Annotated in this window: 13 protein-coding genes; all 13 read right to left on the bottom strand. The window is 68.2% G+C overall.

Translation table 11 applies throughout. The annotated features are described in order from the left end of the window. Window positions 1–50: 50 nt before the first annotated feature. Complete coding sequence (gene rpsG / locus DEI93_RS01290) at window positions 51–521, bottom strand: 30S ribosomal protein S7 (RefSeq protein WP_111009862.1); 471 nt, start codon at window positions 519–521, stop codon at window positions 51–53. Between the two features lie 5 nt (window positions 522–526). Then, on the bottom strand, window positions 527–895 hold the full coding sequence (gene rpsL / locus DEI93_RS01285; protein ID WP_111009864.1) for a 30S ribosomal protein S12: 369 nt from the start codon (window positions 893–895) through the stop codon (window positions 527–529). Between the two features lie 531 nt (window positions 896–1,426). After that, window positions 1,427–1,882, bottom strand: a complete 456-nt coding sequence (locus DEI93_RS01280; protein ID WP_111009866.1) for a DUF6121 family protein — start codon at window positions 1,880–1,882, stop codon at window positions 1,427–1,429. Window positions 1,883–1,931: 49 nt separating this feature from the next. After that, window positions 1,932–2,705, bottom strand: coding sequence for a hypothetical protein (locus tag DEI93_RS01275; RefSeq protein WP_111120075.1), 774 nt, complete (start codon window positions 2,703–2,705; stop codon window positions 1,932–1,934). Beyond that, on the bottom strand, window positions 2,702–3,502 hold the full coding sequence (locus DEI93_RS01270) for a PilN family protein (RefSeq protein WP_111120074.1): 801 nt from the start codon (window positions 3,500–3,502) through the stop codon (window positions 2,702–2,704). Before DEI93_RS01270 ends, DEI93_RS01275 begins: the two co-directional genes overlap by 4 nt. Next, window positions 3,499–4,551 (bottom strand): type IV pilus assembly protein PilM, encoded by a 1,053-nt coding sequence (gene pilM, locus DEI93_RS01265; protein WP_111009871.1) that lies wholly within the window; start codon window positions 4,549–4,551, stop codon window positions 3,499–3,501. The genes DEI93_RS01270 and pilM overlap by 4 nt, the downstream gene beginning before the upstream one ends. Window positions 4,552–4,578: 27 nt before the next feature. Continuing rightward, entirely contained in the window at window positions 4,579–5,418 is an 840-nt protein-coding gene (locus DEI93_RS01260; protein WP_111120129.1) for a prepilin peptidase, read from the bottom strand. Continuing rightward, a complete protein-coding gene (locus tag DEI93_RS01255) occupies window positions 5,415–7,274 on the bottom strand; it encodes a hypothetical protein (RefSeq protein WP_111120073.1) in 1,860 nt (619 codons plus the stop codon). Before DEI93_RS01255 ends, DEI93_RS01260 begins: the two co-directional genes overlap by 4 nt. Next, on the bottom strand, window positions 7,271–7,963 hold the full coding sequence (locus tag DEI93_RS01250) for a PilW family protein (RefSeq protein WP_181436075.1): 693 nt from the start codon (window positions 7,961–7,963) through the stop codon (window positions 7,271–7,273). The genes DEI93_RS01255 and DEI93_RS01250 overlap by 4 nt, the downstream gene beginning before the upstream one ends. Next, window positions 7,960–9,369, bottom strand: a complete 1,410-nt coding sequence (locus tag DEI93_RS01245; protein WP_181436074.1) for a prepilin-type N-terminal cleavage/methylation domain-containing protein — start codon at window positions 9,367–9,369, stop codon at window positions 7,960–7,962. The genes DEI93_RS01250 and DEI93_RS01245 overlap by 4 nt, the downstream gene beginning before the upstream one ends. Before the next feature lie 89 nt (window positions 9,370–9,458). Next, window positions 9,459–9,953 carry a type II secretion system protein gene (locus DEI93_RS01240; protein ID WP_258372272.1) on the bottom strand — a complete coding sequence of 165 codons (495 nt, stop codon included), beginning with the start codon at window positions 9,951–9,953 and terminating at the stop codon, window positions 9,459–9,461. 192 nt (window positions 9,954–10,145) lie between these two features. Then, window positions 10,146–11,369 carry a type II secretion system F family protein gene (locus DEI93_RS01235; protein ID WP_111012118.1) on the bottom strand — a complete coding sequence of 408 codons (1,224 nt, stop codon included), beginning with the start codon at window positions 11,367–11,369 and terminating at the stop codon, window positions 10,146–10,148. Next, window positions 11,369–12,988, bottom strand: coding sequence for a PilT/PilU family type 4a pilus ATPase (locus tag DEI93_RS01230; RefSeq protein ID WP_111120071.1), 1,620 nt, complete (start codon window positions 12,986–12,988; stop codon window positions 11,369–11,371). Before DEI93_RS01230 ends, DEI93_RS01235 begins: the two co-directional genes overlap by 1 nt. Window positions 12,989–13,000: the final 12 nt, after the last annotated feature.

The following is a 13,000-nucleotide window of genomic DNA, read 5'->3' as shown; positions in this document are numbered from 1 at the left end:
ATGGGGGCGCCGGGATCATGTCGCCGGCACCCCCGATGGGGCCGGGAGTGTTACCAGCGGTAGTGCGCGAAGGCCTTGTTCGACTCGGCCATCTTGTGGGTGTCCTCGCGGCGCTTGACCGCGGCACCCAGACCGTTCGACGCGTCGAGGATCTCGTTCATGAGACGCTCGGTCATCGTCTTCTCGCGACGGGCCTTGGCGTACGAGGTGAGCCAGCGGAGCGCGAGCGTGTTCGCACGGTGCGGCTTGACCTCGACCGGCACCTGGTAGGTCGAACCACCGACGCGGCGGCTGCGGACCTCGAGGGTCGGGCGGACGTTGTCGAGGGCCTTCTTGAGCGTCGCGACGGCGTCCTGCTGGTTCTTGGCGGCGACGCCTTCGAGTGCACCGTAGACGATGCGCTCGGCGAGGCCCTTCTTGCCGTCGAGCAGGATCTTGTTGACGAGCTGGCTGACGACCGGAGCGCCGTAGACCGGATCGGCGACGACGGGGCGCTTGGGGGCGGGTCCCTTACGAGGCATCTATCTCAACCCTTCTTCGCGCCGTAGCGGCTGCGGGCCTGCTTACGGTTCTTGACGGCCTGGGTGTCGAGCGCACCACGGACGATCTTGTAGCGGACGCCGGGGAGGTCCTTCACACGACCACCACGGACGAGCACCATCGAGTGCTCCTGGAGGTTGTGGCCCTCACCGGGGATGTACGCGGTGACCTCGGTGCCGTTCGAGAGCTTGACACGAGCGACCTTGCGCAGTGCCGAGTTCGGCTTCTTCGGGGTGGTGGTGTAGACGCGGGTGCACACACCACGCTGCTGGGGGTTCGCCTTGAGGGCGGGCGCCTTGGTCTTGACGACCTTCGGCGCGCGGCCCTTGCGAACCAGCTGCTGAATCGTAGGCAACTGCTGCTCCTGGTTCCTGCTCGATTCCCTGGCCGACGTGATCCGTCGGCTTCCTCGTCCCGCGGCCGGACGGCGCCCGACATGGTGATCCGTGTCGCTTCCCGTACAACCCCGACACCGGGCCGACGATTCCAACGTCGGACCACGGCGGGCGACCGCTCTCGCGGTACCGCCTGGGACGGACATGTCCTGTACCGCTCCGTGAGCGTTCGGACTTCCGGGCACGCCGCTGTCGGCGCACACCGGAACAAGATTACTCGGCGTGACAGAGGCGGTCAATCCCGCTCAGGAGGCCGTGCCCGCGTTGGTGCCGTTCGTCACCGTCGGTCGGCACACCGCTCCCGCGTCCGTGATGCCCGTGACGACACCGTCCGCGGGGAACGCGACCGGACCCGCACTCGCGATGCCCGCTCCGGCCGGACTCGAGAACGTCGCCGAGAACGACGCGCTCCCGGGCGAGGCCGACCGGAGCGGCCGTCATGGCACCGGGGACCGGGACGGTGTGGGCGGCGGCGTCGGCCTCCTCGGTCGTCACGACCGCCCGGTACCGAAGCCGGGCCCGCCCTCCTGGCGGCGGCGGTCCTCGTGGCGGGCCAGGAGCACCGCCGCGATCACGACCACGAGCGCGATGACGACCGTGCCAACGACGAAGGGGCCGAGCGCGTAGCCGGCGGGGAACACCACGAGCTGCGCGGCGTCACCGTGGACCAACGCGTAGCCGACCGACCCGACGCCGAGCATGACGAGGTACGCCGTGGCCGCACACACCAGCCCGGACATCGCCGGACTGCCGCTCCGCGCGCCCACCGCCGTGCCTGCGAACACCACGATCGCGACGCCCGTCACCATCGCCGGGCCGAGGTACGGGGTGGCGTCGGGTTGGCGGATGACCTCGAGGCCGGAGAACAGGCTCTCGAACCCCGTGACCGCGATGACGAGCGCGAAGAACAGCACCGTCGTCATCGTCGCGAGGAGCCACCGGGACATGGGACGAGCGTAGTGCCGGGGGCGAGGGGAGGTCAGGCCGCCGCTCGGTTCACCCAGCCGCCTGTGTCGAGGTGGCATCGGTCGACGACGAGGACGCGGACGACGCCTTGAGGACGTAGATCTCGCCACCGAGCGACCAGTTCTGCCCGCCGGACCCGCCGCTCGAGGTGTCCGAGAGGGACTGTGAGACGGTGTCGACGAGGAACAGCCGGGACCCGTTCTGCAGGGCCTTGGTGAAGGCGAGCGCCTGCTGGTACGAACCCGTCACCGCGACCGTCACGGGGACGACCGTGAAGTCCGCACTCGTGATCGACGAGTCGGTCGTGGGGCCGCCAGGGGCGGGCGTCGCCGCTGGTGCGGCCGCGGGGGCCGCCGTCGCCGTCACGCTCGGTGACGGGGTGGCCGACGCGCTGGCCGTCGGCGAACCGGTGCTCGTGCCCGTCGTGGTGGCACCGGCCCCGGCGGCGGCGGCCGGCGGCGCGTACGCGACGGGGGTGTCGAACTGCACCGAGGAGATCCCGACGCCGCTCGTGGTCGCGGCGGTGTTGATCTCACGCGTGAAGCCCGTGGTGTCGGCCTTCGCAGGGACCGATTCCTGGAGGTCGGCGAACGTCGTCTTCATCGTGCCGAGCTTCTGGTACTGCTCCTCGAGGCGCGTCAGCTCCGCACGGTTCGAGGCGTTCGTCTCGTCGATGCTCTCGCGCTGGAGGTCGTTCGCGGACGCGGTCGCGAGCTGCGGCTGCACCCCGAGGAACCAGCCACCGGCGATGATCACGAGCGCGGCGACGCCCGCGAGGACGAGTGAGAGCTTGTGCTTGTTCATCGGTCGCTCCCCGTGTACTTGCCGTCGTAGGCCTTCTCGTCCAGGTCGACCGAGATGGACGCCGTGTACGCGTCGCCGTCGGTCGCGTGGTCGATCGACCCGATCGAGGAGTCGACGTAGCCCTTGAGCTTCGAGAGCCGGTCGGTCCAGTCCGGGACCGACGGGACGGAGGTGCTCGACACCGAGACCTGGATGGCCGCGACCCGCGACCCGTCGAGCGGCGAGGTGCTCTGCGCGAACGGCGCCGTCGCGTTCGCCGACGTGATCGTCATGCTCGTGATCGTGACGCCGCTCGGGAGGTACGACGCGAGGTCCCCGAGCATCGAGGACCAGTCGATCTCGGTCGATCCACCGACGGTCTGACCCGCTTCGAGCAGTGCGATCTGCCCCTCGAGCGTGCGGACCTCGGCGTACTTCTGCTGCTCGAGGAGGAGTGAGGTCGTCTCGTTCTGAGCGGTCGCGAGATCGGTTCGCGACCGGATGGCATCGACCGTCGCTCCGCCCGCGACGAGCAGCACCACGACGGCGAGCACGACGACACCGAGCCACGCGCGTCGCGCGACCGCGCGCTCGCGTCGGTCGAGGTGCACCTCGGTGGGCAGGAGGTCGACACGGGGCTCACGGCCGACGAGGGAGGACGCGACCGCCGCCCGCGTCGCCGGCGCCGCCGAGCCTCCCGTCGTCGCGGTACCGCCCGTGACCCGGGACTGCTTGCCGGTGCGCGGCGCCTTGGCGCCGCCGATCACCGAGGTGCGCTGCTTCTGCTCCTTGCGGATGTCCGCCTCGACCTTGCTCATGCTGCCCTGCTTCCGACGGCGAGCCCGAAGGCCACCGTGATCGCGTCGCCGCGCTCTGCGACGTCCTGCTCCGAGATCGATCCGGCGAGCGCCACTCCGCCGAACGCCTGCCCGTACGACACGGGGATCCGGGTGTAGTCGGCGAGTGCCTCCCGGAAGCCGCGCATCCGGGCGCCTCCGCCTGCGATGAGGATGTGGCCGACGGGTTGGTCCGGGTGGGTGTTGACGAAGTAGTTGATCGTGTTGCGGAGGCTCGCGAGGACCTCGGTGATCGTCTCGTGCGTGACCGCGATCGCGCGACGGTCGTCCGCGGTCTGGGCGACGGCCGCGATCCCGAGGTGGCGCTTGACCGCCTCGGCGTCGTCCGCCGCGATGTCGAGCTGTCCGCTGAGGGCGCGTGTGACGTCGGCACCGCCCGCTGGGATGATGCGCACGAACTGCGGCACGCCGTCCGTCGCGATGACGACGCTCGTCGTGTCGGCCCCGATCTCGATGAGCGCCACCGTCCCGACCAGACCCGGTCGTGAGACGAGTGCGCGGGTCAAGGCGAACGGGATCAGGTCGACGCCCGCCGGGTTCAGGCCCGCGAGTTGCACCGCTTTGACGTTCGCCAGCACGGCGTCCTTGATCGCGGCGATGAGCAGACCCCGGACGACCGGTCCGTTCTCCCCCATCCCCTCGGACGTCGGGTAGAAGTCGAGGATCGCGTCGATGACCGGCACGGGAAGCATGTCCTGGACCTGGAACGGCAACGACTCGCGGATCTGCTCGATGGGCGCGAGCGGCACGGTCAGGTCACGCGACAGCACACGCTGGTTCCCCATGCCGAGCACGACGTCCCGGGAGCGGAACTTGCCGAGGGACCACAACTGCTTCAACGCGCCGGCCACCGTGTTCGCCTCGAGGACCTCACCCCGGCTCACCGATCCTTCCGGCGTGGGGACCTCGGCGAACCGGACGACGGTCGGACGGCCGCGGTCGGCCGAGGCGACCTCGACCGCGCGGATCGAGGCGGCCGCGATGTCCAGGCCGACGATGCTCTTCGCCATGGGTGTGTTCTCCGTAGGGGGCGGCGCTCAGGCCAGACCGATGAGGTGCAGGTAGGCGTGCGACGCGGGCGCGCCGACGAGGACGCCGACCCAGGCTCCGGTGAGCATGGACGGGCCGAAGGGGATCCCTCCGCGCCACTTCGCTCGGCGCGCGGCGACGAGGACGAGCGCGAAGATACCCCCGACGAGGAAGGCGCCGAAAGCACCCACTGCGAGGGGTCCCCATCCGAGGTACGCGAGCGCGAGGCCCAGGATCCCGGCGAGTTTGACGTCGCCGAGCCCCATGCCGCCGGGCACCGCGATGGCGAGCACGAGGTACAGGACCCCGAGCGCAGCGGCACCGATGACGCCCCGCACGAACGCTGCCCAGTCGCCCGACAGTGCCGATGCACCGGCCAGGAGCACCGCGAGCACGACGGACGACGGGTAGGTGATGGCGTTCGGCAACGTGTGCGTGTCGACGTCGATCAGAGCCAGGGCCACGCTGATCGCCATGAGGTAGAGGAACGCCAGCAGCAGGACGACGTGCGCGGCGAGCACCCGGTCCCCCGCGGTGGTCGCCGGCCAGAACCGGAGCGCCACCACGACGAACAGGAGGCCCGTGGCGAGCTCGACGAGTGGGTACCGCGACGAGATGGGCGCGCCGCAGTCGCGACACCTGCCGCGCAACACGAGCCACGAGAGCACCGGGACGTTGTCGTACCCGCGGATCGCATGGTCGCACCGCGGGCACGCGCTCGGCGGCGACACGATCGACACGTGCGCCGGCACCCGGTACACGACGACGTTGAGGAACGAGCCGATGAGCAGCCCGAACACCCCGCCGAGGGTCGCGACGAGCGGGCCGAGGTCGAGCGCGGTCGTCATCGGCACTTCCCCCCGGTCGTCGCGCACGAGCCGTCCGGGTTGTAGGCCGGCTGGACCTCGACCTGCGTCGTGACGCCGTAGGACGTCGACACGGGCTGCAGGAACTTCGGCGGTGCGGTCGTGAGCAGCCGGTTGTCGTAGATGTAGTTCTTCGTGAAGCCGGTGCTCACCTTGCCGTTGCCGCTGTTCGAGGTCGCGACCGTGCCGCGGTACTTCTGGGCGATCGAGCCCTTCACCGTCAGGGTGCCGAGCGCGCTCCCCTGGTCGTAGTTCTGCACGTAGAACGTTCCGTTGTTGCTGGCGATGGCCGCGTCGATCGTCAGGTTGGTGCCAGCGGATCGGACGAGCTGGACGTTGCGGCACGTGACGTAGTTGCCGTAGCCCTGGTAGTAGACCGACTGGTAGTTCCAGCACGTCATCGGGTTGTAGACCTCGACCGCGTTCTGCCCGACCAGGCCGAGGATGTCGTCGTTCGGGTCGGTGTAGGTGATGTCACCGGTCACCCAGACCGTGCCCGCCGATGCGATCGTCATGTGCCCCGAGAACCTGCCGCTGACGAAGACGTCGCCGGCGGTGCAGCTGTAGACGGAGGACGCCGTGCCGGGTGTCGAGTCGGTGCCGATCCACTCGTTCGACGTCGGGTAGCCGACCCCGTTGCTGAACGTCTGGTTGTCGCTGTAGCTGACCGAGTTGCCACTGACGGTCACCTTGGTCGTGCAGTACGTGTTGGTGTAGCGCTGCGGGTACGACGAGCCCCAGTAGTTCGGGTCGGACTTCGTGGTGGGCACGCCCTGCACGTACATGAGGTTCGTCGGGAGCGTCGGGATCGTCGCACCGCTCGCGCTCTGGAGCGCGGCGCTGCTGCCACACAGTGCATCCGCTGCTGCCGCGTCCGAGGAGTGGCTCGTCGCGGTCACCTGCGTGAACCGCGTCCACGGGGACCAGATCGTCATGGTGCCGCCGCTGTTGAACTGCACCTTCGTCGGTCCGGTGTACAGGCACCCGGGGCGCGGGACGGTCGTCGGCAGGTCCGTGCGGGCCTCCTGGGCCATGTTCGTGTTGAGCGACGGCAGGCCGAGGTAGGCGGCGGCGCTCGGCTGGCCGCCGTTGTACTTGGGCGTCGTCGTGCAACCGCTCGGCGCGAGGACCTTGCCGCTGTGGTCCTCGACGGAGGAGTTGAACGTCGACCCGCAGGCGGTGAAGTCGTCGTCGGAGCGGATGGCACCGTTGAGCACGTCGCCACTGGCGAACTGCACGGGGTCGCAGGTCCTGCTCCTCGCCTGCCACTGGTAGTCGTTCGTGCAGTTGTCGCCCGTGATGTCGTTGTCCGCCGACTCGTACTGGGTGAAGTACAGGTAGTTGATGAAGCCGTCGCCGCGGAGGTCGGCCACGAGCGACCGGGTCTTCGTCCCGCTCTTGCCCGTCACCCGAACGCGGAGGAAGCCCTGTGACGCGTACTTCGAGTTGTCGACCTCGTAGCGGAAGAACTCGTCGGTCGTTCCGACCACCGGAGCCCACGTCGAACCGCTGCTCGTGAACGCGACGTTGCCGTTGTCGCCCTGGAACACCGAGCCGCTGTCCTTGCTGAACTGCGCGTCCTTGTTGCCGTACGTCGCGTAGCCGTTGTCGTTCGAGATCTTCGCCTGGTAGTCGGCGAGCCCCGCGTACGCTGCCGCCGCCGCGTTCTGGTAGTTGCGGTCGTTCCCGGACTTGAGCGACCCGGCCGTCGAGAGCGCGACCATCGCGGCGACGATCATCGTGACGATCATGCCGAAGATGATGACGTTGGCGAGGACGAACCCCTGCTCGTCACCGCGGTCGACGCTCCGCATCACGCGGACGATGCGGTTCATCATGGCGCCGGACTCGCAGTGCTCGTGCTGTACCCGACGTTGAACAGGTACAGGGTGTTCTGGATGTGGGTGTTCGAGGCGGTGCCGGCCTTGGTGGAGCCGAGCTCGAGGTTCACCTGGATCGCACGGACCGCGCTGGGGTTCGCCATCGGACTCGCGATCTTCGCACCGCTCGCGTCGAGGTACGTGAAGAGGTCCGTGCCGTCGCTCGTCGGCGACGCGACGGGACCCCCCAGCGTCACCGTCCGTGCGGCCGCGCCGGTGGTCGTGAAGCTGTAGTAGCCCTTGGTATCGGCCGAGCCGTCCCACTGCTTCTCGACCAGGTTGCCCGTCGCGGTGTCGATCTTGAACTCGACGTACTCCGGCTGGTCCACCGTGCCGTTCGTCAGGTTGACGTACGAGTAGAAGGCGAGGTCTGTTGCCGTTGCGGTGGTGATCGCGTTCGCGTACGTGCCGTCCGGCTTCGGCAGGACCGTCGCGGCGTGGATGTACTGGGTCAGCGCGTTCATGACGTTGGACGCCTGCCGCGTGTTCGTCTCGGCCGCGCTGCCCGTCTTGCTCGCGTGCAGCGATGCGGCGAAGAAGCCGCCGACCGCGGTGAGGACGATCATCGAGACGGACATGGCGACGATGAGCTCGATCAGGGTGATGCCGCGCTGACCGCGGTGGAACTGCCGGATGTCGCCGATCACTTCGTCTGTCCTCGCGGGTCGACGAGCACGGTGTTGCCGGTGACCGAACCGGGCGTGACGTTCTTGATGTTCGCGCCAGCGACGGTGCCGGTCACAGCACCGGACGCTCCCGATGTCGTGGAGATCGACCAGGTCCCGAAGGGCAACGCGAGCGTTGCGGTCGAACTCGTGGTCTTCGGGAAGTTCAGCGTCATGCCGGCCGAGCACCCGGGATCGTCGGCGGTGGTTCTCGACGCCGTCGTCGCCCTGAGGTACGAGCCGCTCGCGACCGACACCTGGATGACGCCGAGTGCCACGTTCTGCGGAGGCGACACGGTCTGCCCTGGGCTGACGCTGACGACCGGCACCGGCACACTGGTCCCGACGGCGCCTGCCGAGGTCGGGGTCGTCCACTTCGTCGGGTTGGTGTCGATGCAGCTGCTCGCACCCGAGCTGCTGTTGAACGTCCCCCCGTACATCTGGTAGCCGTCGGAGAACGGGAAGACGTTCATCGACACCTTCGTCGAGGACGTCACGGTCGCGCTGGTCGACCACGGGGTCATCGTGTCGAGGCCGCCGGAGTTGCTCGACAGGGTCGTCGTCATGTTCGTCGCCATGGTCGCGCTGTAGGTCTGCGCGTAGTTGACGGGGATCGTCGCGGCTTGGTCGTACGAGATCGGTTGATACGCACTCGCGCCTGCGATGACGGGGATGGTCCAGGTGGACGTCGCAGCCTGGTTGGAATCGATCCCCCCGGTCGTGCTCGCGGTCAGCGTGTACGTGCCCGGCTGCACGTCCGTTGCGTACCAGCAGCCCGCCGCGTCGGTCGTGGTGGGGGCGGTGGTGATCGCCGCGCCGGTTCCCCCGCTCACGGGCGCCGCCGACACGCTGACGCCCGCGTTCGCCGCGCCAGCAGCGTCCCTGACGGAGACGATGATCGTTCCATCACCGGGATCGGTGACAGCGTCGGACGGCGCGATGGCCGAGGTCACGGTCGTCGACAGCTTGCCGGGGCCATGCGGGTTGTTCCAGCTGACCGTCTCGGCGACGCTCTTGTACGCCAACGTGCCGTTGCTCGATCCGCAGGCTCCGGTGGCACCGTCACTCTGGACCCAGTTGGCGGTGCGCGTGACCGTGTACGTGACACCGCCGATGCTCTTGGTGGTGGAGGCGCTCAGGACGCTGAAGATGCCGTTCGTCGTCGCCGCGGCGGTCTGTCGCATCGTGTCGATGTCCTGCGACGCGAGCGACACGGCCATGTCCCGGCCGCGGCTCGCTTGCGTGGTCTGCAGGGAGTTCGTGATGCCGTAGGCGAGGCCCACGCTGATGATCGCGAAGACCATCATCGCGACCATGACCTCGATGACCGTGAAGCCCTCCTCGCGGCCGGTCAGGGCGCGGTCGAGGTACTTGCGGAGAGCAAGCATCTCAGGTCCTTCCGCTATCGGCTGGGAGAGTCTCAAGGAAGCGCAAGCCCCCATCACCGATTTCGGCGATGGGGGCTTGCGCTCATGGATCAGGAGCAGCCGCTCGGGATGCTGGCCGTCTTGGTTACGCCCTTCTGGTCCGTGGCGTAGAAGTACGTGTTGTTCGTGCTCTGACCGAGGATGCAGAACGCACCGTTGCTGCCCGTGACCAGGTTCAGGACCTTCGTGTTGGAAGAAGCGGTCACACCCGCGTTGGACCAGCTCTGCGAGGCGGCGGTGCCGCCAGCAGCGGGTGTGGTCGTCGCCACGGTGCCCGTCGCTGAGATCAGGGCAGTGGAATCAGGCGTCTTTCCGAGGTCGGTCTGAATGCTCACGACCGCCGTCTTCGCGTTCGACACGTCGGACTGCGTGGCACTGTCCTGCGCGTTCTTCTGCACGCCGAGGTACACCGGGATCGCGATCGCGGCGAGGATGCCGATGATGATCACGACGACGAGGAGCTCGATCAGGGTGAAGCCCTTCTCGTTCTCCTCGAGCAGGTTCTGCCGGCGAGCGTTGAGCTTGCCCATGAGGCGGAAGTACATGAGATTTCCATTCTTTCGGGAATGTGAGGGGAGAATTGGATCCGGCGTGTGCTCGCCGCCGGAGACCAGCGTATTCAGGGCACTCGCTCGGGAGAATCCCGAGAACGGGGGTGATCGGGCAAGCGAAATGCCCCCAGAAACGGGGGCAGTTCGCGGGCGAACCACCCCCGCACGGGGGCATTCCGGTCAGATTCAGTGGATGAGCGTGGTGATCTGGAAGATCGGCAGGTACAGCGCGACGATCATCCCGCCGACCACGACGCCGAGGAACGCGATGAGCAGCGGCTCGATCAAGGAGGTCAGGGCTTCGGTGGTCGACTCGACCTCGGCGTCGTAGAACACCGCGATCTTCTCGAGCATGACCTCCATGGAACCGGCGTCCTCGCCGACCGCGACCATTTGACTCACCATTTGCGGAAAGACACTCTCCCGCGCCAGTGGAGCGGCGATCGATTCACCTTTCCGAACGGATTCGGCGACGCGGTCCAGGGCCTTTTCCACCACGAAGTTGTTCGACACCTCGCCGACGATCTTCAACGCTTGCAGGATGGGCACGCCGGCGCCGATCATGTTCGCGAAATTGCGGGCGAACCGGGCGATCACGATCTTGGTGCTCAATTGCCCGAACACCGGCAACTTGAGCCGGATCGGGTCGAGGAACCCACGCACCCGGTCGGTGTTCTTGTTGGCGCGGTACCAGAGCCATCCGACGATGATCAGCACCGCCAGGACCGGACCGAGCCAGACCATGGCATGCGATGCGTACACGAGCATCATCGTCGGCAACGGGAGCTTGCCGCCGAGACTCGCGAACATGTTCTGGAAGATCGGCACGATGAAGATGAGCATGATCACGACGCTGGCCAGCGACATGATCAGCACGACGGTCGGGTAGGTCATCGCGGACTTGATCGTCGAGCGGAGCTTGTGCTCCTTCTCGAAGTTCATCGCGATCGAGTCCATCGCCTGGTCGAGGAACCCGCCGGTCTCACCCGCGCGGATCATGTTGATCATGATCGGCGGGAACTCGACGGGGTACTTCGACACGGCGTCCGAGAACGAGACGCCCTGCTCGACCTCATCGCGGACCTTGCCGAGGATCTCCTTGAGCTTCTTCGACTCGGTCTGGTCGGCCAGGATCGTCAGTGCGCGGAGCAGCGACAGGCCGGACGAGAGCATGGTGGACGCCTGACGCGCCATGATGGCGAGGTCCTTGAGCCCGACGCCTTTCTGGAACCCCGGGATCTTGATCTCGGCCTGGAGGCCCGTGCCCGGCTTGGCCTCGTCGAGCGCGATCGGCGAGATGCCCATGGTGCGGAGCCTCGCGACGGCGGCACCCTCACTCGCGGCGTCGAGCTTGCCCTTGACGAGCTTGCCTGCGGTGTCACGCCCGCGGTAGTCGAACGCCAGGGTCATCAGTAGCCTCCCGAGTACTTGTCGCCGAAGTCGATCTCGCTCGCGGCGATGGCGGCGGCGGACGAGTCGGACGGCGACTCGACGCGCTGGACGAGGCGACCGAAGCCCTCTTCGTCGTGCACCTTCTCGAGCGCGGCCCGGCGCGTGATGGTGCCCACGTTGACGAGTTCGGCGAGGTCCTGGTCCATCGTGTGCATGCCGGCGTCACCGCCGGCCTGCATGGCCGAGACGATCTGGTACGTCTTGCCCTCACGCACGAGGTTCGCGATGGCGGGCGTGGTCACCATGACCTCGGTCGCCACGACGCGGCCCGAGCCGTTCGCCTTGGGCACGAGGGTCTGGCAGACGACACCCTGCAGGGTCGCGGCGAGCTGGGTCCGGATCTGCCCCTGCTGGTGCGGCGGGAAGACGTCGATGACACGGTCGATGGTGCCGGGCGCACTCTGCGTGTGCAGGGTCGCGAACACCAGGTGGCCGGTCTCGGCCGCGGTGAGCGCGACCGAGATGGTCTCGAGGTCGCGGAGCTCGCCGATGAGGATGACGTCCGGGTCCTGGCGGAGCACGTGCTTGAGCGCCTGCGCGAACGAGTGGGTGTCGGCCCCGACCTCGCGCTGGTTGATGATCGCCTTCTTGTGCTCGTGCATGAACTCGATCGGGTCCTCGACCGTCACGATGTGGTCGGCGCGAGTCTCGTTGACGAGGTCGATGAGCGCGGCGAGAGTCGTCGACTTGCCGGACCCCGTCGGGCCGGTGACGAGAACGAGCCCACGGGGCAACTTGGCGAACTCGCCGATGTGCTCCGGGATGCCCAGCTGCTTGAGGCTCTTGATCCTGGTGGGGATGATGCGGAAGGCCGCGCCCCAGTTCCCGCGCTGCTGGTAGAAGTTCACGCGGAACCGCGACTCGGTCGACAGCGAGTACGCGAAGTCGAGTTCCTGCTCCGACTCGAACTGCCGCAGCTGCTCCGGGCTGAGCAGTGTCGTGAGCGCGTTGATGACCTTGTCGCGCGACCACGGGCCTCCCGGCACGGCGGGACGGAGCGAACCGTCGACGCGCACGGTCGGTGCCGCGTCCGCGGTGACGTGGAGGTCCGACGCGCCCTGGTACACGACCTGCGACAGGGCGACGACGAGGTCCGGGTCGGCGACCTCACGCGCGTGTCGCGTGTACTCGATGACGACCGCGTCGTCGTCGGTGGGGACCGCCGCGGCGACGTGCGCGGCGGGCGCCGGCACGAACGCAGGGGTCGGGAGGACCGTGGTCGGCGGGGCGGGTTGTACCGGCACCTGGGCGGTCGCGACCTCGGACGGAGCGGCGTACGCGACGGAGGAGGCGACGGGGTACTGCGGTGCCGGCGGTGTCGCCGGGACGCTGCCGTCGGGCGAGGCGTACACCGGCTCCGAGTACGGGGACGACACCGACGCCGTGTTCGCCGCGGCCCACGCAGCATCGTCCGACAGGTCGAACACACGCCCGGTGCCCGCGACGACCGGCTGCTGGCCGGTCTCCGCGAGCCGCGCCGCGCGCCGTCCACCGACGACGTTGCCCGCGGAGCCGGGGTGCCATCCGGCGACGGGCTCGTCAGAGCCGGCACCGAGGTCGTAGACCGAATCACTCATGCGATGACCTGT

It is taken from the genome of Curtobacterium sp. MCBD17_035, from assembly GCF_003234815.2.
In the GTDB taxonomy this organism is placed as follows: Bacteria; Actinomycetota; Actinomycetes; order Actinomycetales; family Microbacteriaceae; genus Curtobacterium.
The sequence above is the reverse complement of the archived record's forward strand: the minus strand, read 5'-3'. Positions and strand labels throughout refer to the sequence as shown.